Source organism: Paenibacillus sp. FSL K6-1230, assembly GCF_038002385.1.
In the GTDB taxonomy this organism is placed as follows: domain Bacteria; phylum Bacillota; class Bacilli; order Paenibacillales; family Paenibacillaceae; genus Paenibacillus; species Paenibacillus massiliensis.
Genome location: NZ_JBBOCK010000001.1, coordinates 1,740,405 through 1,763,474 on the forward strand (window position 1 = coordinate 1,740,405; position 23,070 = coordinate 1,763,474).

Consider the following 23,070-nt stretch of genomic DNA (forward strand, 5'->3'; position numbering starts at 1 on the left):
CAAGCGGGAATTTGTTATAGGTAGAGGTGAGGGTTATCAAATCTATTTTGATCATCGACGACGAGAAGGAGATTCGGGAACTGCTCGTGATTTATCTTGAGAATTACGGCTATGCAACTTTCGAAGCCGGGAACGGGAACGAAGCGCTGGCGCTCTTCCGGCGGGAGCGAATCGATCTTGTCCTCGCGGATATTATGATGCCTGAAATGGACGGATTTGAGCTGCTCAGAAAAATGCGGCAAGACTCCCGCGTCCCCTTTCTGTTTATTTCCGCCAAATCCGACGATATGGACAAAATCAACGGACTGCAGCTCGGCGCAGACGATTATGTCGGCAAGCCCTTCAACCCGCTCGAAGTGGTCAGCCGGGTTCAGGCCTTATTCCGACGTACGGAAGCATACGCATTGCTGGAAAATCGGGAACGGGAGTTAATCGAAATCGGCGACATCAGACTGGATTTGAAGAGCTTCAAGCTTTACAAAGGCGGCGTGCATAAGGAAACAACATCCTACGAGTTTAAAATTCTGGCTTTGCTGATGAAGAACGCCGGCCGAGTGTTTACCAAAGCGCAGATCTACGAACAGGTGTGGGGGGAAGAATATATGGGGGATGAGAATTTGGTGATGGTCTATATCAGCAAGATTAGAGACAAGATTGAAGATAACGCAAGGAAGCCCGTTCACCTGATTACGATCCGGGGACTCGGGTACCGATTTGAAAAATGAAGCCTGATTCCTCACGCAAGCGGCAGTTAAAACGCCTGTTTCTGGCGAATTATTTGTCGATTGTCGGACTGGTGCTGGTGGTCATCGTATTGTCGCTGATCTTTATGGATGTTCTGATGAACCAGGTTATCGACCGAAGCCCGGACTTTAAGCAGATTGATACATCCGAACTTTACGGACCGGACGGAAGCCTTAACGGAGATTGGCCCGCCAAATATGGCGGATGGCTAGAGCTGGTAGATGGGGAGGGGACCATCGTCGCCGTCAATGGGGAGAAGCAGGATGAGATCGCCGCATATCGCGACAACCGCCTCTTTGCTCAAATGGACACATTCCGCAATGACGATTCGATTAGCTACCATGCGTATTCGGTTGAGAGGAACGGGGAGCGGTATATCCTGTTGTGGAAAATTCCACTGCCGTACAACAAATTGTTGCTCGCGGTGATCATCGCCATGATTTTTTTTATCATGCTGCTCTTCGTTGTCCTTTATTTCTACACGCGATATTCCGTACGGCAAATGAACAAACCACTACGGCAGATCGTCGAGGGTATCAAGGAGATGGAGAAGTTTCGCTACGAGAAACGGTTGGATTTTTTGGCAGAGAAGGAATTTGCGGAAATTCGCGACGCGTTTAACGATATGGCCGCGCGGCTGGAACTCGCTGCTGCGGACAAAGAAGCGGTCGAGCAAAATAAGAGAAACCTGTTGCTGCATTTATCTCACGATCTGAAGACGCCGATGACGACGGTTCTGGGCTATTCCCAGCTTTTGTTGGATAATCCGCAATCGGATGAAAGCCGGAAACGCCAATATATCCAGTACATCCACGATAAATCCGCCTATATGAGCAAGCTGATACAAGACTTGTTTGAATTGGCGAAGCTGGACGACGACCAGTTGAAGTTGAATCTGACAAAAGTGAATTTGACCAAATGGCTTCGGCAAAGGATCGTGGAATTTTATCCGGAAATCGAGCACAAAGGTTTTCGGCTGCAAGCCGATATTCCGGAGACGCCGCTGTTTGTCAGGATGGACCCTATGCAGATGGACCGCGTGGTTGCGAATTTGATCGGCAATGCGCTAAAGTATAATTCGTCCGGAACGACGCTTTATGCATCATGCGAGGGAAAGGACGGACATGCCGTGCTCTGGATAGGGGATGACGGTATCGGTTTTCGAGAGCAGGAGAAGGAAGGGCTGTTTGAGGAATTTGTGCGCGGCTCCGCTTCGACCAAGGATGGCACAGGATTGGGGCTGGCCATATGCCGCAAAATTATCACCCGTCACCAGGGCACGATCGAGCTTGTGACGGATAAGCGTTACCCGGCGCTGTTTCGAGTCACCCTGCCTTACGCAGATGTCCGAGGTTCATCCTGAGTATGCAGTATATTGCCGGGTAGCCGGTTGTTGCAGCTTTTATAACCAGACACAAAGAAGCATCCACAACCATTTTGCATGTAGGTTTGGAAGCTTCTTTTCTGTTTTTGACTTATGGGACGTCCCTGGTTTCAAGAGTGATTATATCTGTTTTCCGAGGATGAGCGAGAAATATTCTATATTTCTTATTAAAAAGTTTTTATTTTCATGGGCTGTATTTTGGATTTGGCTGTCCATATCTTGTAAGAACGCGGCCATATTTGAGGTGTCTGCGCTTTCAAACCGGTTGTCGATATCCGTGTTTTTCAAAACCTTATTCATATTGTCGATTTCAGCGCGATACTCATTTAACCATTGCGGGTTCTGCGCCAGTTTTTGATTAAAATCCATCATAATTCCCGTAAAACCTGCGCCGCTACCGCCATTTAATCCATCCTTGAGGGTCTCGGTTATTTTACGAGCAGATTCTGGCTCATATTTCTTCATCAAGTAATTCATATCGACATAATCATCGGGCGCACCGTCAGGCTTACGATGGAGATACATATAGCTTGCTTGACCGCTCTCCGGATCGACCGTTCTAGTCTTGGCATAGGCTGCGATCATACCCATCGTGCCGACCATTCCCGAATCCCTGCAAGGACATCCATACCGGATCTGTCCGGCAGACCGAGCTCCAGCAGAATAATATCTGGCGAGGTCAATGTCGCCTATCGCAAGCCATCCTCTCCTGTAGCCGCTTCACTGACTGCATATTGATGGGACTGTAGTGTGACCTTCAGCAGCTTACGGATCTGTGATTCATCGTTAATGATTAGAATTCGTGCTCCTTGCTCTTGCGTGGTCATTCTTCTTCTGGCTCCTTTCGCGAGTCTGTACGTAGCTGCATTGTTGGCCGCTCAGGCAGAGTAATCGTAATGGTTGTCCCTTGTGGCTCATGGGGTCCAGCTACAATCGTTCCCTCATGCAATTCAGCGCTAGCTTTGCTGATTGCCAGCCCCAAGCCTGTGCCTGTAATTGGCATGGCTCGCTCCGAACGGTAGAATTTATCGAAGATTCGTTCATATTCCTCCTGTTGGATTCCGATACCGTGATCCGAGACCATGATAATAACTTGTTCAGCCTCTAATCATACCGAAACGATAATTTGCTGTAATCCGGGCTGTACTTTATAGCATTGCTGATGACATTGACCAGCATTTGCTCCAGCAGCACCTCATCACCTAAGACCAGGATAGGGTCGCCCTCGGGTAGCTTGATTACGAGCTCACGATGCTCCTGATCGTCTTTGACCTGGGACAGCGTCACACCGATGATATCCTCAATGTCGCACCAGTTCTCTCGTAGACGCAGCATACCACCTTCAAGTCGTGCCATCCCTAGCAAATTCAGCACTAGACGATTCATGCGCAGGGCTCCGTCACGAATTGTCATTAACAGTTCTACACGATCCTTCTGAGAGAAGAGTCGCTCATTCTCAATTAGTCCTGTAGCCGAGCCGATAATGGCCGCAAGTGGGGTTCGTAGCTCATGCGATACTGAATTCAGAATGGGTGTGCGCAGGCGCTCTGACTCAGCTGTGAGCAAGCCTGGCTTCTTCCGCCAGCTTGATTCGCGCAATGGCACTGGAGATCAATCCGCCAAGTCCCTCAAAGAGACTAAAATATTCATTGCTGCTCCCGACAGCTGCTTCTTGTGACATATACAATGCCAGTACACCAAAGGGACCACCTTCTGTTCAATGGGTTATTTCCTTATCCCTATGAAGTATTTGAAGCATTTATTTACAGAAAGAATGTCTGCCGACAACTAGCGGTAGACATTTTTTTATTGACGATATCTACTACTATTCTTTATATTGATAATAATTATCATTATCATTTATGGGCATCGCGCTAGAGACAGATACAGAAATGATGCTGATATGGATCCGGCCGGGTCTTATTCATGAGTGTATATCAAAGTGTATATCAAGTTCGGGAGGGGACAAGATTGGTCAACCGTTGGAAGAAACAGTGGGCAGCAAGTATCGTTACCGCCTTGCTCGTAGGTAACAGCTTGGGTGCTACAGGAATTGGCTTTGCACAAGAGGCAGGGCAAGAATGGACCGGAATATCGGCGTCAGCTTTATCCGAGTTCGGGACGTCATCTACCAATCAGACAGGAAGGTATGGCTCGGGGGGGCCGTCCTTTAGAACACAACTGGAGACAGGCACTCTGCCGAATAATGGCACAGCTCTTAAAGCTGTGGGAGAGGTCACTTATGGCACGGATGGCCCAGCAAGTGTAATCAATACGACTTATGAGCCTGGTGGGGAAGTCATCATCATGGTGGAATTGGATGGTGCTCCACTGCTATCGCGTACATCTGCACAGGCGCTTCGCAGCCGAATCAGTTCATTCAGCACCAGCGAGAATAATCTTGAAGCTCAGCATAGAACCGTAAAAAACCGCATCCAAAAGCTTGCTGAGGAGGAGTTCGCAGAGCAGGCGGCGGCTGAAGAGGCACAGACGGAGCAGACCTTGAATCAGCAGGGGTTGATGGGGCAAGCGCTTCGTGAGTCCAAGCTGGCTGTTCCTTCTACATCGAGCACTGAGCTTGCAGAAGCGCCTGAAATAGAAGTCCTGTATGACTATTACATGGTTATGAATGCATTCTCCATCAAAGCAGACTACAGTAACCTGGAAGGAATTCAGCAGCTTCCGGGTGTAAAGAATGCCTGGGTTGCTACTACCTATGGACCCATTGAGCCTGTAGAGTCCATCGGCACACTAATGGAGAGCAGTTCTGCAATGATTGGTGCCAATACGGCGAACAGTTCAGGTTATACAGGGAAAGGTACGACAGTAGCCGTCGTGGACACGGGGCTGGATTGGAAGCATGAGGCCTTCTCCAAGAACATGCCACCAGCACTTACACTCAAGCACACACGCCAGAAGGTAAGTAACGTGCTAGGCAGTACAAGCATGTCCTCTGGCATTTCCGATGTGGATGCAGTGTATGTGAATGACAAGGTGCCCTATGCGTATGATTATGCGGACAAGGACACGAATGTTATCCCATCCGGAGATCCTGATAATGAGCATGGTACACATGTTGCAGGGATCGTGGCAGCTAACGGCGACCGCTTGAAGGGAGTAGCGCCAGATGCACAGCTCATGATTATGAAAGTATTTGATGACATGAACGGTTCCACGAATGATGCGAGCATCATTGCTGCACTAGAGGATTCGGTAAAACTGGGTGCTGACGTCATTAATATGAGTCTCGGTGCCAATGCAGGTTTCAGCACGGAAGGTGAGGCCAGCAAGGATGAGATGTACGATCGAATCGGAAAGGCTGGCGTCAATCTGGTTGTGGCAGCAGGTAACAGTTACAGCTCTGCCTATGGCAATCAGTCAGGTCAGAACCTGCCGTTCGCGACGGACCCGGACAGTTCCATCGTGGCATCACCGTCCACGTACGCTTCTGCACTGTCTGTAGCTAGCATGGCGAATATGACATTGTCGGATGTTCCATACATTGCTGGCGGAGACCGCAAAATTGTATTCAATGATCAATCTTATGATAGTGATCCCAAAATCCAGGGATTGAATGATACATATGACTATGTTCACGTAGGGTTGGGGAGTACTACGGACATTCAAAACGCTGGTAATCTGAAGGGGAAAATTGCCCTGATCTCACGCGGTGGTGAAATCAGCTTCCAGCAAAAGCTGAACAATGCCTACGCAGCTGGTGCGGTAGCAGTGGTCGTCTATAACAATGTAGCGGGTCAGCTTAAAATGGACATTGGCTCTTATTATATCCCTGCTGTAGCCATCTCACAGAACGACGGAGAATATCTGGCTGGATTGCAGACGAAAAAATTAACACTGAGTGATTCCTTGAAGACAAGCATAACGAATCCAGAAGGTGGTAATATGTCTGCGTTCTCCTCGTGGGGCGTAGCGCCAGACTTGAAGCTGAAGCCTGAGATTACAGCTCCAGGCGAGGGGATCTATTCCACGGTTCTCGGCAATGCCTATAAGAGCATGAGCGGGACTTCCATGGCTTCGCCTCATATTGCAGGTGCAGAAGCTCTGGTGAAGCAATATGTCACGAACACACTGAGCATCACTGATCCGGTGGCCCAAGAGAAATTGGTGCATTCCTTACTGATGAGTACAGCTCATCCGGCCAAGGACGCAAGCAGTGGTCAATTCTATTCTCCACGCAAACAGGGCGCTGGTCTGGCAGATGTGACCGGAGCCATTACGACTGGAGCGTACTTGAGCGTAGAGGGCAATGATCGACCGAAGGCCGAGCTGGGAGACGGCAAGAGTGGAAGCTACTCGTTCACCTTCCGCATCCATAACATCTCAGATGAGGAATTGACCTATGAGCTGAATACAGCAGCCTTATCTGAGAATGTAATAACTAGCAACGGCAAGTCTCTGCTGGAACAGAAATCTACGGATTATGCAGGTAATGGCATCAACATTCAATATGGTGGAGCAACTAATGGCAAGGTTACCGTACCTGCTCGTGGAAGCGCAGCAGTTACAGTTACGATTACACTGTCAGACGCCATGAAAGCACAATTCAATCGTCAGACACCTAACGGAACTTTTGTAGACGGATTTGTCATGCTGGACGCTGATTCGGGTGTGGATCTTTCGTTGCCTTTCCTGGCCTTCTACGGAGACTGGGGACAGCTACCGATGCTGGATGGAACTGAATATGGTGATGAAGGCTACTCCATGTTTGGGAGCACGGTATACAATGCATTTCCAGAGCAGGGCAATGTGCTAGGACAAAATCATATTGCTATCGCCAAAGGATTGAACTGGGGAGTGATGCCAGAGAAATTTGCAATCTCTCCACAGAGTCTGGGCAACAGCTCTAAAATCCTGGGTACGAACACGGGACTGCTTCGCAATGCGGAGGACATGAGCTTCACAGTCATGGGTAAAGACGGTCATGTCTATAAAGAAACCAATTATTCACATGTACGCAAGTCCTTGTATTTCCCATCCCTTGATCTGGTAAGCTGGGCGGAAGCGCTGCTTGGTACTGCCCCGACCTTTGATGGATTGGATGCAAATAACAGTGAAGTGCCAGAGGGTATGTATACCTACAAGGTAGAAGCTACTGCGGCAGGAACGAATGGGCAAGGTAAGGACACATGGAGCTTTGATTTTGCCTATGACAAGACCGGACCTGTGCTGACGGATTACAGCATTTATGAAGAGGGTGGAAAGACCTTCCTACAAATGAATATTACAGACAATCACTATATTAGTGGTCTGCAATTGGCTACCCTAGACGGCGGTGCCCTGAGCGATCTGTATCCAATTCGAGATGCGAATGAGAAGCTGGCGGATGGTACCGCTGTAAATAAGGTCACCATGGATATTAGCAACGTTCGTGATACACTGACGCAGAACGGTCTTTCTACGCATAGAATTAAAGTGGACTTGTTCGACTATGCATTGAATTACACTAGTGCAAATATCATACTGGACCCTATTGAGCTCACGGAGCTCACATTGGACAAGACAGAGCTTGCGCTTGTTGTAGGTACAACAGAGGATCTACGAGCATTCTTCACACCAGCTGAAGCAGAGCAGCCTGTTATTTGGACAACCTCTGATCCTGCAGTGGCTACGGTGGACACACATGGAGCCGTGACTGCTATTGGACCTGGTACAGCACAGATCACAGCTGAAGCTGGAGGGAAGACGGCGGTGAGTCAGGTGACCGTCACACCAATTGGCAACGAAGGTATTGTATTGAACAGGAAGAGCATGACCTTGACCATCGGAGCCAGTCAGACTGTGGTCGCATCGACGAATCTGGAGATTGTAACCGAGCCGATTACCTGGACAAGCTCGGATAACACGGTAGTCAGCGTAGATGCTAGTGGTGTAGTCAAAGCGCTGACAGCAGGTACGGCTACCATTACAGCTACAGCTTCTGGCAAATCGGCGAGCATCGTCATTACTGTAGAGGACCCGTCACTGGCTGACTACACAATTGTAGATGGCGTGCTGGTAAGCTATCAGGGCGACGGCGGTCACATTGCTATCCCTTCGCAGGTAAGGGAGATCGGCGATTATGTATTTTATTACCGCGATGACATTCTGTCCGTCCGTGTTCCCGGAACCGTCAAGAAGATTGGTGCTTATGCGTTCGCAGAGAACTCACACCTAGCTCTGGTTACGCTTGAGGATGGTATCGAGAGCATTGGTGAACGAAGCTTCTATAATTCGCTAAAAATCAAGAGCATCGAGGTTCCTGATTCAGTCAAGGAGATTGGCGATTACGCGTTTGCAAAACTCGGTTACCTGGTCTCTGCTCATTTAGGAAATGGCATTACCCGGATCAGTAACGGTCTATTCGCAGAAAACGTAAATATGACCACGGTCAATATTCCTGATGGGGTAACAGCGATTGGTGACAGAGCCTTCTATGCAGCCCAAAGTCTGAAAGAGATACAGCTTCCATCAGTGCTGCAGACGATTGGCAATGAAGCCTTCCTTTCTGTAAACATGGACTCGCTGGAGCTGCCGGACACGATGGTGTCTATAGGAGAGGCTTCTTTTGCAGGTACCAAAATCGCTACACTGGACTTGGGAAGCGGCTTACAGACGATTGGGAAATCGGCCTTTATCGAGACGCAGCTCCAAAGCCTGAATATCCCGGATAACGTAACAGCGGTTGGAGATATGGCATTTGCTTATATTCCTCGCCTGCGTCATGTTGAGATTAGTAAAGGTGTTACCTCACTAGGCAAGCAGGTATTTGACAGCAATGGAAGCTCCAGTCTGAGCAGTATTGAAGTCGATGCCGAGAATCCAGCATACTCAAGTATGGATGGAGTACTGTTTGACAAGCAACAGCACACGCTGGTGCGTTATACCGTAGGACATGGCCGAGACAGCTATGCCATCCCTGAATCGGTAAGCAAAGTGGATGATTATGCGTTCAACTATAGCACGAAGCTGAATTCCATTGATCTTGGGACGACGCTTGCAACAATTGGTGAGTTTGGATTTGCTAATAGCACCAGTATCCGTACGCTTACGATTCCTGATAGTGTGACTGATATTGGACGATCAGCATTCTATCATAATGATGGACTTGAATCCGTTACCGTAGGCAGCGGTGTCACGCACTTGAACCCGTATACTTTTGCTTACAATGCAAACACACGTAATATAGATCTGGGCACAGGTGTTAAGAGTATTGGAGAATATGTATTCCAATACAATAGCAGTCTGGTGGAGATTACGTTCCCAGAACAAGTAGAGTCATTGGGTAATTTCGTATTATCGAACAATGAGCGACTATCGGTAATTAACATTGGCAAGGGTGTAACGAAGATTGGCTCGAATCCTTTTGCCAGCTCACGCATGATTACCAGCGTAAATGTGGACCCGGAGAACAAGGCTTATGCCAGTGAGGATGGCGTACTGCTGGACCAAGCACGGACGCTGCTGATTCAATATCCGATTGCCAAGCCGGATGCTGTATACAGCATTCCGACAACGGTTACCCGGATAAGCAATTACGCGTTCCAGAATGCGAAATTCCTGTCAAAGGTGCAGTTCCCGGAAGGTTTGGAATCCGTCGGAACCTCAGCCTTTAACGGAGTTAATCAACTAAAAGAGGTTGCGTTCCCGAATAGTCTAAAAGATATCGGCGTGTTTGCTTTCTCGGATACTGGTATCGAATCTGTCGTACTGGGTAATCAGATCGAGCAAGTGCAGGATTGGGCGTTTGCCTTCTCCAGCCAGTTGAAATCCGTTGCTATCCTGGATAGCAATACGACTATTGGTTCCTTTGCCTTCACAGACTCACCACAATTGACGACGGTTGTATTGGGTGAGGGCGTATCGATTCCTGGGTTTGCAGTATTTGATGCGAATGCGGCTACCATTTACGGATGGAAGGGTTCGATGGCTGAGGAGCATGCGTTTAATGAAGGAATTCCATTCAAGGTGTATGATCCGATCACGGTGCAGGTGAAGGCGAGACATGAAGCTGGAGCTGGAACGATCAGTCTAAGCGCTCAGGCTGAGGGAGGTATTGGAGCCAAATCCTTCTCCTTCCGTGCATGGGATGCACAGACAGAGCAGACAGTGACATTGGATACCTATGCAGGAGCCACTACCTATGAATGGACCCTTCCTGAGCCAGGCAAGTATACGGTCTATGCCGATGCTAAGGATGAGACAGGTGTCGTTCGATCCGGTGCACGTGAACTGGAGGTCCTGTCATCCGGCCACGTGATCATTTCGGCTGTGTCAGCGACACTTACACCAGCGGTACGCAGTTTTAATATCAGCAAGCCTGATGATGTGAGCACTACGATCAACTGGAATGACGCACAGAGTGTAACCTTAGCTGTCTATGGCGTGAATGAGGGGCCTAGCATGAGTGTCACGGACGCCGTGTACAGCAGAAATGCAATGAAACAAGGTCTTGACTACACGATTGACGGAAATACACTTACCATCAAAGAAGGCTTATTGTCCGCCTTGCATCTGAATGAAGGGGACCAGGTGACTGTCGAGTTGTTCTTTGACTTCGGTGACAAGGCTGTGCTGACCATTGAGGCGATCCGTGATACAGAGGCGCCTCTCATCTCGGCAGACATCAGCCCTAGAACGGCGACCTTCGACAAGAAGGAGGACAAGCAGCAGGATGTTACGATGAACGTGACCTGGAACGACGCTTCCTCGATTACAGATGTCACCGTAAATGGTGAGTCTATCGGAGAAGGCTCCTATCGGGTGGATGGACAAAGTCTGGTTATCAGCCAAGCATATCTTGCTACGCAGCCTGTAGGAGAGCTAGTCTTGCAGGTACAGTTTGACCGAGGCCAAGCAGTTGCTATCGTAATCTCGATTATCGACTCTAGCAACAACGGAGGAGGTAACAATGGTGGTGGTAATAACGGTGGAGGCAATAATGGCGGAGGTAGCTCAGGAGAAGATATCGGCAGCGAAGCCGGGGGGAACCATAGCGGTACAAGCACAAGTGGAGGTGGAGCTACGGCCACAGTCCCAGCAACAGTGCGTGTGCTTGATGCAAGTGGAAATGCGATCACATCGTTCCAGACCCGATTGAATGCGAGCACAGGTCAAGCAACAATTACGGTGGATGAAGACTTCCTTACCAGCGCCTTCGCTGCAACACAAGCAGATGCCAAAGGGGTTACAACCGTGAGCATCACGATTGAAGCTGAAGGAGCGAAGTCGTATGAGGTAGTCATGCCAACTAGCTTCCTGACAGCATCGAATGCATCACGAGCGATACACATCAAAACCAATCTGGCTACAGTTACATTGCCAAGCAATATGCTTCAAGAGACACAGGCAGGAGATGCCGAGCAGGTTACATTATTGCTGAGCCCAGCAGATCATAACCAACTGGATGCAGCTGCACAGGCATGGGTTGGCGATCGTCCGGTAGTCGACATTCGTCTCAGGTTAGGAGATAGAGAACTCGCATGGCAGAACAACCAAGCTACCGTGACGATTGCTATTCCATATTCACCTACAGCAACTGAGCTCGACAATCCAGAATTCATTACCATTCAGTATATTGATGAGGCAGGGCAGGCTACTCCTGTTAGCTCTGGTCGATATAATGCAGCAACTGGAGAAGTACGCTTTACTACGAATCATTTCAGCAAGTATGCTGTTGCTTATGTCGTGCAATCCTTCCAGGATCTGAACCGTCATGTTTGGGCAAAACAACCGATCGAGGTGCTTGCATCCAAAGGAATTATCCAAGGCACAGCAGCAAATCAATTCTCGCCAGCGAAGCAGATTACCCGTGCAGAATACCTGACTTTGCTAGTGAAGACGCTGGGCTTGACAGCAAACATCGACAGTAACTTTACTGATGTGCAACAGGGTAGCTACTACTACGAGGCTGCTGGAATTGCCAAGCAACTGGGTATTGTAGGTGGTACGGGCAACAATGAATTCGGCCCGAATACGCCGATATCCAGACAGGATATGATGGTTATGACGTATAAGGCACTGCGTAAGGCAGAGGCTCTAACCGCCAATGTAGCCTCGGTAGAAGCCATTCAGGCCTTCAATGATCGTGCAGAGGTTGCTGGTTATGCCGCCGAGGGTGTAGCAACACTTGTACATGAGGGTTTGATCACGGGGGCTGATGGCAAGATTCAGCCTAAATCGCCAACAACCCGTGCAGAGGCTGCGGTATTCCTGTACAGAATTTATAATTTGAATTAAGAGAGAAGAACTTGGTGGCTTAGATTTTACTGAAAATTCAAGTCATTTAGGAAAAAACACCAAAGTAACTAATTAGAAATTGAGCTGCTCCTTGTATATGGCTGGTCGGTATATCCGTCACTATATGCAAGGAGTTTTTTTGCGAGAGCTGAAGATGACTGGTATGTGAGAATATAGACAGATTTTTCTGGTGCCACTGGACCGCGATTCAGAACTAACGGCTAGTGCTAATGATGATTGGCAATGAACTGACAAATCCTGTTGGTACAGCTCCCGGACGAAGCGGACTTGCTTGTGTGTATATGGATATTCTCTCCTAAGAACAAGCCCCTTTTCTAAAGGAATGGGCATGAATCTATACCAGCCTTAGACGGTTGACGTAGGATGGATTATCCATTAGGGAGGTGCTTAGTCCACATGAAATGTCATAACCACAATTCCAAATTGAAATGCAGAAAAAAAATCAAGAAAGTATGCAGAGTTAAGAAACACCGCGGAAAGGTAGTAGTACTGAAGAAAAAAGTAATCAAACCAATATGCCCTCCGCCGATTGTTGAGGTAACTCCGGTTCCAGGCCCACCAGGGCCACAGGGCCCGATTGGGCCAAAAGGGGCTACCGGAGCACAAGGTGTACCTGGAGTACCAGGGGTACCAGGCGTGCCAGGGGTACCGGGAGTACCCGGTCCAACAGGTGCTACAGGAGCTCGTGGGGCCACCGGCCCGACAGGTCCCCAAGGCCCGCAGGGCGTAACAGGTCCGCAGGGTCCAATAGGTCCGCAAGGTCCACAGGGGGTAACAGGGGCGACAGGAGCAACGGGAGCTACGGGAGCGACAGGAGCCACAGGAGCTACGGGAGCGACAGGAGCCACAGGAGCTACGGGAGCGACAGGAGCAACGGGAGCGACAGGAGCAACGGGAGCGACAGGAGCAACAGGAGCGACAGGAGCAACGGGAGCGACAGGAGCAACGGGAGCGACAGGAGCAACGGGAGCGACAGGTGCAACGGGAGCCACAGGAGCCACGGGAGCGACAGGAGCAACGGGAGCCACAGGAGCAACGGGAGCGACAGGTGCAACGGGAGCGACAGGTGCAACAGGAGCAACGGGAGCGACAGGAGCAACGGGAGCGACAGGAGCAACGGGAGCAACAGGAGCAACGGGAGCAACAGGAGCAACGGGAGCTACGGGTGCTACAGGAGCAACAGGAGCTACGGGAGCAACAGGAGGTATTTCTGATTTTGCTTTCTTGTGCAGTACAGCAGAGCAAAACGTAGCAGCCGCCCCAGTGGCCGGTGGGCAAGGTGGCGCGGTGACCTTTACAGACTCGTTGTTAGGCTCGGCTGCCATTACATTTACAGCGCCATCCAGCATCAATATCAATACGACGGGCATTTATAGCATTAGCTGGGAAGTGTTCCCACAAGAGGGCAACACAGCCTTCGGGTTGTTCTTCGATCCAGCAGGCGCACCACCAGCTGCTCTGGTACTGTGCAGCAACTATGGCTCAGATGCCGGTAATAATCCGTATCAGGGGCAGGTTGTTACAGCACTTACAGCAGGAGGGGTATTGACCCTGAACCGTATTGACGACACAGGAACGGTCATACTGCTTAACCAAATTGGTGGAGGTACACCAACAGTAAGTGCATCTATCGTTATTCAAAGGCTGGCATAGAGACAAACAGCCAACCTGATAATAAAAACCAAGCCTCGAATGTCCGCTACATTGCGGTACTGTTCGAGGCTTCTTTTTTACTAACCTAGTGCTGGTACCCTTGACCGATACATATTTGATCTGATTAAGGTACTAGGACATGTAAGCTTTGGGAGCACAACGGCGAAATCTATCCTAATCTTAGAGTGTTAGAATATGTCACTAATCATTACATTACTCAGTATCATTCACAATTGAATAGCTCTATAAATCGTGTAGCTGCGCTGGATAAAGGCATGTTCTTCATAATCATGAGACCGACGTGAGAAGGTGGAAGCTGTACGTCCAATTGCACCTCGAACAGTGAGCCTTCCTCCAGCTCCTTGGTGACGAATTCCCGGGTAACATAGGAGATGCCCAAGCCCCGTTTGGCAATTTCAATTAACAGATCCACGCTGCCGACCTCAATCTCGGGCCGAATTCGTTGGCCGAAGCTTTCGAATAATTCTGTAATGGCTACCCGGACACGACTGTTGCGTGAGAACAGAATAATGGGATACTCCAACAGCTTGTCCAGAGTTAGGACCTCGCCTTTCAGAGCTGCATATTTCTCTCCAGCGACAAAGCAATCCTTTAGCTGTAGCGTTTCTTTGACCTCCAGCTGAGGGTCAACGATCGGCATACGCACAACACCAAGATCAATCTTTCCTTCCTTAAGGAAGGATATTACTTCAGGTGTCGTACCGTGGTTCAGATGGAGCTTAATGCCCGGAAACTTGTGATGAAAGTTCTCAAGGTAGGGAAGAATGTAATGCTTGAACAACGAATCACTACCACCGATGCGTAGCTCACCGCTTTCGAGCTTTTTGAGTGCAGCCATCTTCTCCTCTGCCAGTGAGATGAAGATCTGGGATTGCTCGATATAGGAATACAAGACATTACCTTCCTGAGTCAGTTCTACACCCTTGGCATTTCGGTTGAAGAGGGTCATTCCGAAGCTATTTTCCAGTTGCTTGATCGCATGACTTACGCTTGGCTGCGTCAGATACAACGCTTTGGCAGCTTGAGTCAAGCTGCCAGTCTTGGCTGCCCAGTAGAATACTTTGTATAGCTCATAATTATTGTTCATAGACCTGATCTATAGCTCCTCTTAAATTTATCAATTACATGTATGGCTTCTGATCGTATTATAGTGTAGTTATCCAAAAGAAGCCAGAGCTTGCATGGCAACTCTGTTGAAAGGAGTAAGGAAAATGGATCCAACGACATTTATACTGTTTGGCGCGACAGGGGATCTTGCCAAGCGTAAAATATACCCAGCCTTGTACGAGTTGTTCCTACAAGAGAAGCTTCCCCATTCATTTTCCTTAATTGGATTAGGAAGAACCGAGCTCACAGATGAAGTATTTCAACATAACGTAGAGCAGTCGATTCATAGTTTTGCAAGAAGCCAAGCAGACGATGCTGCATTGAAGCGATTCTTGCAGGTCTTTCGCTACAATGTATTGAATATAGGAAACGTAGAAGACTACGTGCAGTTGCTTAAGCGTGTGGAGAAGAGAGAGGAAGAGCTGGGGCTAACACCGAACCGCCTGTTCTATCTGTCCGTGGGCCCTGAGTTCTTTGAACCGATTGCGGAGAACATTCAAGCAAGTGGTCTTGGCTCAGCTAACGGATGGAAGCGTCTCGTGATTGAGAAGCCGTTCGGACATGATCTGCCATCTGCTCGCCAATTAAATGAGAAGTTGAGCAGTGCTTTCCGCGAGGATGAGATTTATCGCATTGACCATTATCTCGGCAAGCCTATGGTGCAAAGACTGGAGTCTCTACATCAGACGAATCCGGTACTGCAGGCGCTATGGAACAACCATCACATAGCAAATGTGCAAATAACGGCCAATGAAACGGTAGGTGTGGAGACCCGAGCGGGTTACTACGATCATGTGGGTGCGATCCGGGACATGTTCCAGAACCATATGCTGCAACTGCTCATGATGACGGCTATTCAGCTTCCACATAATAGTGGTGCTGATCGTGTGCGTGCCAAGAAGAAGAAGGTGATAGAGGCTCTCGTTCCGGTGCAAAAGCATGAGGTAGGGTTAAGTATTATCCGTGGTCAGTACACGGAGGGTGCCATTCAGGGCAAGCCAGTTCCAGACTATCGCTCTGAACCTGGTATTGCACCAGAATCCATGAATGATACCTTTATCGCAGCTCGTCTACAGATTGATGATTATTTCTGGCGTGGTGTTCCCTTCTATATTCGTACAGGCAAGCGCCTGAAGGAGAAATCTACGCGCATTGTTATCGAATTCAAGGAGCCACTTAAGCAGACGGGTACAGAGCAGGGCGATATTGCACCTAATCTGCTGATTGTCGAGATGAGTCCAGATGAGCGAATTACGCTACAGCTGAACACACCAGATCCACAAGGAAATGGCAAGCTGAAGCCGATACACATTGATCTGCATCCGAAGGATGGCGTGCTGCCAGAGGCATATGAAAGTCTGATCTGTGATGCAATGCAAGGGAATCCAACCTTCTTCGCACACTGGGATGAGGTTGAGATGTCCTGGGCTTGGGTACAGCCTGTACTTGAAGCCTTTGCTGACAACCAGGTTCCACTTTACATGTATCCTGCTGGTTCCTACGGACCGGCTGAAGCCGATGCTCTATTGGCACAGGATGGGTACCACTGGTGGTTCGACGAGAAGGAGACGGACACTCCGGCTTCGGCTGAAGCACCTAAGGAAGTTGTTCTTGAACACTAATAAAATACACCAAATGGAGGTCGTTTACGTATGAAGTTTTTCATTGACACAGCTAATGTGGAAGCTATCAAGACTGCTCATAAAATCGGTGTTTTGTCTGGTGTAACAACAAATCCTTCGCTCGTGGCGAAGGAGGGTGTGAAATTCGAGGACCGCATTGCTGAAATTCTGCAGGCCGTTCCCGATGTGGAATCTGTCTCTGCCGAAGTAACGCCGAACGCGATTACGGCAGAAGAGATGATTGCCGAGGCGAACGAACTGATCAAGATCAATAATAATGATAAAAATATTACTATTAAGCTGCCGATGACATTGGCTGGATTGGAAGCCTGCCGTTACCTCACTCAAAAGGGTGTGAAGACCAACGTAACCTTGATCTTCACTGTGAACCAGGCACTGCTGGCGGCGCGTGCAGGTGCGACTTACGTATCTCCGTTCCTGGGGCGTCTCGACGATATCTCTGAGGATGGGGTACAGCTGGTAGCGAAGGTTGCTGAGCTGTTCCGCGTGCATCAGTTGGATACGCAGATCATTGCAGCTTCCGTTCGCCATCCGGACCACGTTACCCGCGTAGCCCTGGCAGGAGCGCATATTGCAACTGTACCATTCACAGTCATCGAGCAGATCGCCAAGCATCCGCTGACCGATCAAGGCTTGGAAAAATTCGCAGCAGATTGGGCCAAGACAACTCAATAATCGCAGCAATTCATTGGAGGCAAACAAGACATGAGCAAACAGCAAATTGGTGTAATTGGACTCGCCGTAATGGGTAAGAACCTTGCCCTGAATATTGAGAGCAGAGGCTTCACAGTCTCCGTATATAACCGTTCCCGTGAGAAGACGGATGCCCTCGTGCAGGAAGCCGCAGGCAAACAGCTGCTTCCGACCTACAGCATTGAGGAGTTCGTAGCCTCGCTGGAGGTTCCACGCAAGATTCTGATCATGGTGCAAGCGGGACAAGGGACAGATGCTACGATTGATTCACTGGTTCCTCATCTGGAGCCAGGCGACATCATCATTGACGGAGGTAACGCTCACTTCCCAGATACACAACGTCGTAGTAAGGATCTGGAAGCGAAGGGCTTCCGCTTCATCGGCGCAGGTGTGTCCGGTGGGGAAGAAGGAGCGCTTAAAGGACCAGCAATTATGCCAGGCGGACAGAAGAGTGCCTATGAACTGGTAGAGCCTATACTGACAGCCATCTCCGCCAAGGTGGGTGAAGATGCGTGCTCCACTTACATTGGACCAGATGGCGCAGGCCATTATGTGAAGATGGTGCATAACGGTATTGAGTATGGAGATATGCAATTGATCGGAGAAGCCTATCATTTGCTCAAGGATGTACTAGGTGTTAGCTCCTCCGAGCTGCATGAAATCTTCAGCGAATGGAACAAGGGAGAGCTGGACAGCTATCTGATCGAGATTACAGCGGATATCTTCTCCAAGACGGATCCTGACACGGGCAAGCCAATGGTTGATGTGATCCTCGATTCTGCTGGTCAGAAAGGTACGGGTAAATGGACTAGCCAAAGCTCTCTGGATCTGGGCGTCCCACTGTCCATCATTACAGAGTCAGTCTTCTCCCGCTTCATTTCGGCGTTGAAGGAAGAGCGTGTGGCAGCCAGCAAGAAGCTGAGTGGCCCGGCAGCGAGCAGCTTTGATGGTGATCGTGAAGAATTCATCGAAGCCGTTCGCAAGGCACTGTATGCCAGCAAGATTGCTTCCTATGCACAAGGTTTTGCTCAGATGAGAGCAGCTTCCGACACGTATGATTGGAATCTGGACTACGGATCTATCGCTATGATCTTCCGTGGTGGATGCATCATTCGTGCTGGCTTCCTGCAAAACATCAAGGATGCGTATGACCGTGAGCCTGGGCTGAAGAACCTGTTCCTTGATCAATACTTTGGCAAGATCGTAGATGATTATCAGGATGCTTGGAGAAAAGTAATTGCGATTGCGGTTACCCGTGGTATTCCGGTTCCTGCCTTTGCTTCGGCACTGGCATACTATGATAGCTATCGCACAGAGCGTCTGCCGGCCAACCTGCTGCAGGCGCAACGCGACTACTTCGGAGCGCATACGTTCCAGCGTGTGGATAAGGAAGGTACGTTCCACCATCAATGGATGTAATTGTTCAACACGACCACGTCACAGAGCAACTGTGATGATGGATTGTGAATGGGGCAAGCAAAGCTTGATAGTTAATAAATGATAGAAACAGCAAAAAGCACTCTGTGTAGTACGTAAATTCAAGGTTTTCCTTGATCTTACGACTACCGGAGTGCTTTTTGCTAATCCTTAATCATCCAGGGAATAGCTCTTATGTAGATAAGCTCGGCCACAAGTTCTACCATGGTCTGGGTCACAATTACAGCTGCAGCGATCGTACCCCATTCTCCTGGCAATGCCAGAGCCAAGGGGAGTACGACCAACGAATTACGCGTGCTGGAGCTGAAGAGCAGCGCTCTTCCTGCACCCGATTCGAGTCGGAAGCAACGAGCGATGAGACTTGAACAGATAGGCATCAGGACATGAAATAGCATATAGATTGGTAGAATCTGAAGAATGAGATGCAGATCACCCTTCAGCTTGGGAAGCTGTGAAGCAGCTACCACAAACAGTGTTAAGGCCATAAAAGGAACGGGGAGCCAGGCACTGATAACGATGCCTCGCACTCCATTCTGCGACCTTCTAGCCCAAGCTTGAAGGAGCACAGCCAACAGGCAGGGAATGACAATCAGGTACACAAAGGCCTCAATAAAAGGCCCCAGTTGCACCAGACCTGACATCTGTTCTCCCAGGAAGAGGTACAGATATACAGGAAGTAGTACAATTTGAATGATGAAAAGTACAGGAGTTGCGGTCAAGATGTATACTACATTGCCTCGCCCCATTTGCGTAAACATAATAACATAGTCGATGCACGGAGCGAGTAACACCAGGCATATTCCAGTTAGCAGGGGAACGGATAGAGCGGGAAAGCATTGTAATATGGCCCAGACCACGATGGGTACCAATACAAAATTGGATAACAGTAGCGCAATCAGGAAACGGGGACTTGCGAATGCTTCTTTGCGTTGCAGGAATGGGATCTGGGTAAACATGGAGTAGAGCAGGAGGGCAATGATCGGTGAGATCAGAGATTCCAATACGCTATTTACAGCGGGGTTGGCAAGGCCCAGGCCTACTCCCAGCACCAAGGCTCCCGCATATATGGAAATCTGATGCTTTTCAAGCTGTTCTCTAGCTAACACAGTAGTAGTCCCCCCTTCTTCTGGAATCATTATAGCATGCTGACCAAGGAGGAGGGAGGAACGGTGTTAATCACCTATATTCACGTATCTGGATAAAATGAACACGTTTTCATTTTGGGGGTCATAGGTTCTCAACCATTCTGGCTCTGCCGGATAGCTGTGACTGTATGACTCCGTAGTCCTAACTCAAAGCACTAACTCAAAGTTCTGAATCAAAGCTCTAACTGTTTGTTGTAACTGCGCAATATTAATTTGTAAATCTATATGCTGTGCCTTGAATTGCTGGTCTGTACTTTGGAGTTAAGGCAGAGGCTTGGAGAGAGTGTAGTAGCCGCTGTCGGATGCGAGCTGCAGCAGGTTGCGCGCATATGCGCCTGCCCAAGCATATCCATGACGGCGCTCTTCACTGATTTGCAAAATATCGTAATATTTCTGACCGTCCCGATCTGCGAAGAAATGTTTGTTGTCATCTACATTATAAAAGCGATACCATATGACGCTGGAGGGATCATTTACGAAATAATCTGGGCCTCTGCGTACATATTGGGTGCCGTCAACACGCACACTATCGTACCATTTAAGCGCGGCTTGAGCGGCTTGCCGAATTTCCGGTGTCTGCGGTCTGGACATGAGGAAAGCCACGATACCTACAGATTCACCCCCTGATTTGGACGGCAATTCATAAGCACGCCCTGCAACCGGAGCAAAAGTAACCGGATCATGCTGTGCGCACCATACCGTCCGTACTCCATTGTTGACAATCTGTGATTTTAGAATGTAATCCACGCCTTTATTCAAGGCCGTATTCAGATTGTTGCGCTGGGTGCTGGTGAGCAGGTTGTTATTGCTAAAGTCTCCCCTGCGGTTAACTATGTCATCAATGAGCACCATTACGCGAACCATGGCATCATCATTGAAGGTCACAGCATCAGAATAGTTGCCACGCTTCGGAAAGACCTGTGGGAATCCACCAGATGAATATTGCATACTGATAATGAAATCCACGGCTTTGCGCATGCTTGTTCTATACGCTTCATTGCCTGTCTGATTGTACATGTAGGCCAAGAAACGGATTTCTGCTACAGTGGCCTTGTTGTCAATTGTTCCAAGCTCGACCCCAGAGGCCACCCAACCTGACTTGGCTTCAGAGCCATTCCACGGCTTTTTGTATTGTTCCAGCATATCCTTGTAGAACCCACCATGAGGCATTTGCCAGGTCAGGATATTGTTGGCTAATGTGGTATCAGTGCTCAGATTGCCACTTATAAAATTACTAATATCTCTGTGCTTATTCAACAAACTGTCGGTGTTTACAGCAGCAAGTGAGAGATCTGTAGCCGCAATGGTGGTCTCGCTAGGGGATGTCTGCCCAGCCAAGGAAGCATCAGCCGAGATGACACCAACAGGGAGTGTTCCCAAGATTAATCCAGCCGTAAGGCATGGCAGCACGAACTTTTTGAACGAATGATTCGACATAAAGTACCTCCTGCTACAAGTATTTTGGAAGTCTCAAGCGTGGATGATACTAACGAACAGACATCCATGGAACAATGGTTCCTGGTTCAGTAGTTCATCTAACTTTTATGACTCAATTCAATCAAAGAGTTTAATCAGTTAAAATGTAAGCGATTACAAATGTGACTAAAAAATAAAACGCTCAGTCCCTCCTCTCCATGAGAAAACATTAAATGAATTAAAGTTTTCAATGAATGGAAAAAACAACCACGCCACAACGCTTATAATGTACCTTCTTATGAGCATTCTTGTCAAGTAACTATTTGGATGAATGACAACAAATTAAGAACTTATTACCATAATATATGCGCAAAATTTAAGAATTGAGGCTTCTTTTTTACAGATCACCTATGCTTCTGGGAACATATGGTGTAGATATGATGTTCAATGCTCGTTTATGACTGTTTAGTGGAATAATATGCTCAATTAAATCTGAAAATAGCTATTTACTTTTGATGTAACCGCTATTATAATCACAAATGAGCACAAAGAATCATAAATGATCATTTTGTTGAAAGCTCTTATTGCAATGTTGATGGGTTCCTTTATAGAACGAATTGCTATGAAATGGTCGTAAAATGAAGAAGCTATTCGGGTTGTAAATGTATGAAGAACAGGGCGGAAGACACATTCTAAGACTCTAAAGGGATTTAGCAGCTTGCATAGGAGTGCTTTTCGACCGAATCGGGGTGGTCCTAGATGTTGTATGAGGAAGAAAGGAAGCCGAGACTGCTTCAATATATTCAACAAAACCAGCGGGCATCCGTACAGGTGCTAAGCGAGGTGTTTCAAGTATCTGAGTCTACAATCCGCCGGGATCTGAAGGAGCTTGAAGAAGCTCAGCTTCTTAAGCGAACTCATGGTGGAGCAGTATCCTTGGAGAGTGCGAACATCGAGCCCGCCATCATTGATAAGGAAGATTTATTCCGTGAGGAAAAGGCCGCAATTGCTCGTGAAGCCGCAGAGCTCATTCGACCCGGTGATACTTTACTGCTCGATGCGGGTACGACTACGCTTCATTTGGCCCGCGAAATTCGCCGAATGTCAGATATTCGTGTGGTAACCAATTCCTTGCTTGTGTTGAATGAGCTCAAGGATTGCCGAGACATTGAGGTATCACTGACCGGCGGGATGCTTCGCCCGGAGACACAGGCTTTTGTTGGCCCCATCACCGAGGCTGCGCTGGACATGATCCGAGTAGACAAAGCCTTCATTGCCATGAATGGTATTGATGCACGGGCGGGGCTGACGACACCGAATATGGTCGAGGCGGCGGCCAAGCGCAAGATGATGGATATTGCGAATGAGGTCGTGTTATTAGCAGATCATAGTAAGTTTGGCAAAGTGGCCTTCGCCAAGGTAGCTGAGCTAAGTCAGGTACATCACGGTATTTTCGACAAAGAGGTGCCGGAGAACAGTATTCTGGCCATGCGAAAGCTAGGCATTGTGGTAACCATCGTATGATGCTTTGTGCAAGGTAGGAGATTATAGAGCTTTATGGAAAGGAGTC

At 48.6% G+C, this 23,070-nt stretch carries 16 protein-coding genes; 8 read left to right on the top strand and 8 right to left on the bottom strand.

Annotated elements, in window-relative coordinates; genetic code table 11:
• The first annotated feature begins 35 nt into the window (after positions 1–35).
• Positions 36–725, top strand: coding sequence for a response regulator transcription factor (locus tag MKX74_RS07650; RefSeq protein WP_028592101.1), 690 nt, complete (start codon positions 36–38; stop codon positions 723–725).
• A 53-nt stretch (positions 726–778) separates the two neighbouring features.
• Positions 779–2,107, top strand: a complete 1,329-nt coding sequence (locus MKX74_RS07655; RefSeq protein WP_341177974.1) for a HAMP domain-containing sensor histidine kinase — start codon at positions 779–781, stop codon at positions 2,105–2,107.
• Between the two features lie 141 nt (positions 2,108–2,248).
• Here the strand turns inward: MKX74_RS07655 and MKX74_RS07660 are convergent, their stop codons facing one another.
• From MKX74_RS07660 to MKX74_RS07680, 5 genes are all read right to left on the bottom strand, one after another.
• Positions 2,249–2,731, bottom strand: coding sequence for a hypothetical protein (locus tag MKX74_RS07660; RefSeq protein WP_341177975.1), 483 nt, complete (start codon positions 2,729–2,731; stop codon positions 2,249–2,251).
• 86 nt (positions 2,732–2,817) lie between these two features.
• Complete coding sequence (locus MKX74_RS07665) at positions 2,818–2,955, bottom strand: hypothetical protein (protein ID WP_341177976.1); 138 nt, start codon at positions 2,953–2,955, stop codon at positions 2,818–2,820.
• A complete protein-coding gene (locus tag MKX74_RS07670; protein WP_341177977.1) occupies positions 2,952–3,212 on the bottom strand; it encodes a sensor histidine kinase in 261 nt (86 codons plus the stop codon). Before MKX74_RS07670 ends, MKX74_RS07665 begins: the two co-directional genes overlap by 4 nt.
• A gap of 20 nt (positions 3,213–3,232) precedes the next feature.
• Complete coding sequence (locus MKX74_RS07675; RefSeq protein WP_341177978.1) at positions 3,233–3,733, bottom strand: sensor histidine kinase; 501 nt, start codon at positions 3,731–3,733, stop codon at positions 3,233–3,235.
• Positions 3,681–3,809 carry a hypothetical protein gene (locus MKX74_RS07680; protein ID WP_341177979.1) on the bottom strand — a complete coding sequence of 43 codons (129 nt, stop codon included), beginning with the start codon at positions 3,807–3,809 and terminating at the stop codon, positions 3,681–3,683. Before MKX74_RS07680 ends, MKX74_RS07675 begins: the two co-directional genes overlap by 53 nt.
• A gap of 290 nt (positions 3,810–4,099) precedes the next feature.
• Between MKX74_RS07680 and MKX74_RS07685 the strand changes: the two genes are divergently transcribed.
• Together MKX74_RS07685 and MKX74_RS07690 are read left to right on the top strand one after the other, a co-directional pair.
• Entirely contained in the window at positions 4,100–12,364 is an 8,265-nt protein-coding gene (locus MKX74_RS07685; protein ID WP_341177980.1) for a leucine-rich repeat protein, read from the top strand.
• A 417-nt stretch (positions 12,365–12,781) separates the two neighbouring features.
• Complete coding sequence (locus MKX74_RS07690; RefSeq protein WP_341177981.1) at positions 12,782–14,038, top strand: collagen-like triple helix repeat-containing protein; 1,257 nt, start codon at positions 12,782–12,784, stop codon at positions 14,036–14,038.
• Positions 14,039–14,261: 223 nt separating this feature from the next.
• On the opposite strand, the gene MKX74_RS07695 is transcribed toward MKX74_RS07690, so the two are convergent.
• Positions 14,262–15,146, bottom strand: coding sequence for a LysR family transcriptional regulator (locus MKX74_RS07695; RefSeq protein WP_341177982.1), 885 nt, complete (start codon positions 15,144–15,146; stop codon positions 14,262–14,264).
• 124 nt (positions 15,147–15,270) lie between these two features.
• Here MKX74_RS07695 and zwf point away from each other — a divergent pair, with 124 nt between their 5' ends.
• From zwf to gndA, 3 genes are read left to right on the top strand one after another with little or no spacing between them, the layout of a single operon-like run.
• Entirely contained in the window at positions 15,271–16,788 is a 1,518-nt protein-coding gene (gene zwf, locus MKX74_RS07700) for a glucose-6-phosphate dehydrogenase (RefSeq protein WP_341177983.1), read from the top strand.
• 30 nt (positions 16,789–16,818) lie between these two features.
• Entirely contained in the window at positions 16,819–17,484 is a 666-nt protein-coding gene (gene fsa, locus MKX74_RS07705) for a fructose-6-phosphate aldolase (protein WP_018885980.1), read from the top strand.
• Positions 17,485–17,514: 30 nt separating this feature from the next.
• Positions 17,515–18,921, top strand: a complete 1,407-nt coding sequence (gene gndA, locus MKX74_RS07710) for an NADP-dependent phosphogluconate dehydrogenase (protein WP_018885979.1) — start codon at positions 17,515–17,517, stop codon at positions 18,919–18,921.
• Positions 18,922–19,082: 161 nt separating this feature from the next.
• Here the strand turns inward: gndA and MKX74_RS07715 are convergent, their stop codons facing one another.
• Positions 19,083–20,045, bottom strand: coding sequence for an arsenic resistance protein (locus tag MKX74_RS07715; RefSeq protein WP_341177984.1), 963 nt, complete (start codon positions 20,043–20,045; stop codon positions 19,083–19,085).
• A 300-nt stretch (positions 20,046–20,345) separates the two neighbouring features.
• The gene (pelA, locus tag MKX74_RS07720) at positions 20,346–21,521 is read right to left on the bottom strand and encodes a pectate lyase (protein WP_341177985.1); all 1,176 of its coding nucleotides are present in this window, start codon (positions 21,519–21,521) and stop codon (positions 20,346–20,348) included.
• A 738-nt stretch (positions 21,522–22,259) separates the two neighbouring features.
• Here pelA and MKX74_RS07725 point away from each other — a divergent pair.
• A complete protein-coding gene (locus MKX74_RS07725; protein ID WP_036635658.1) occupies positions 22,260–23,024 on the top strand; it encodes a DeoR/GlpR family DNA-binding transcription regulator in 765 nt (254 codons plus the stop codon).
• Positions 23,025–23,070 lie beyond the last annotated feature (46 nt).